General features: G+C 61.8%; 1 pseudogene. It reads right to left on the reverse strand.

Annotated elements, in window-relative coordinates:
- A pseudogene (locus tag DK926_RS26255) lies at nucleotides 1-911 on the reverse strand (IS30 family transposase); the annotation flags it as partial.
- Nucleotides 912-1,143: the final 232 nt, after the last annotated feature.

A 1,143-nucleotide genomic window follows, 5' to 3' on the forward strand; every position in this document is an offset into this window, starting at 1 on the left:
GGACGGTTGTTGAGTAGGTCCTCGACCTCGGCGAGCCGTTCCGGGGAGTGAACGGACAGATCGGTGCCTTTGGGAAAGTACTGACGAAGCAGTCCGTTGGTGTTCTCGTTGGTGCCACGTTGCCACGGGGAGTGCGGGTCACAGAAGTAGACCTGCACCCCTGTGTCGACGGTGAACTGGGCATGCCCGGACATCTCCCGTCCTTGATCCCAGGTGATCGAACGCCGAAGCGCAGCAGGTAATTCCATGATCTTCGCGGTCATCGCCTCGGCGACCTGGGTAGCGGAATGACCGCACGGCAGATGCAACAGCAACACCAGCCGTGTGGTGCGTTCGACCAACGTCCCGATCGAGGATCCGCCGTTCTTGCCGATGATCAAATCGCCTTCCCAATGCCCGGGGACGCTGCGATCCTCAATTTCGGCGGGACGTTCGGCGATGTTGATCATGCCGGCGATCTTCGAGCGTGAATCGCGATGCTTCTTATGCCCGTACCTGCGTGTACGGCCGGTCCGAAGATGGCTGGCCAGCTCCTTCTTCAAACCGCCCCTGCCCAGCACGAACAGTGTCTGGTAGATCGTCTCGTGCGACACGTGCATCTCCGGATCGTCTGGAAAGTCGATCTTCAGACTATGCGCGATCTGCTCGGGAGAATGATCCTTCTCGAGCCGCGCCCGCACCTCGGCTGCCAACCGAGGATTCGATTCCAGCTTCGAAATCTTCGGCCGTTTCGCCGACGCCTGCGCCTGCCGGTGGGCCGCGTTGGCGCCGTAACGTCCTCGATATAGCTTGTGGCGCTTAAGTTCTCGGCTGACGGTGGAGGTGGCGCGGCCCAGGGCTTTCGCCACCGCGGTCATCGTCCACCCGTCGCCGATGTAGTCGGCGATGAACTCGCGCTCGGTCAACGACAGGAAGCGGCCCGACGGTAGCGGTGTCGCCCGGGGACGAACACCGCCACGATCCTGCACCCACCGGTGACCGGTCATCTCCGCCATACCGATCACCTCGGCGGCCTCTTTCACCGTCGAGCCCAAACCCAACAGAACCCAGAACAGCATCCGCACCTCATTGGTGTACACCGGACGTCCCATCGCAACCATCCCTCAATGATCAGGCACGTTGCGATGACTGCTTGAGACCGCC

This window comes from Rhodococcus sp. Eu-32 (genome assembly GCF_003336925.1).
Taxonomy (GTDB): domain Bacteria; phylum Actinomycetota; class Actinomycetes; order Mycobacteriales; family Mycobacteriaceae; genus Rhodococcoides; species Rhodococcoides kyotonensis_B.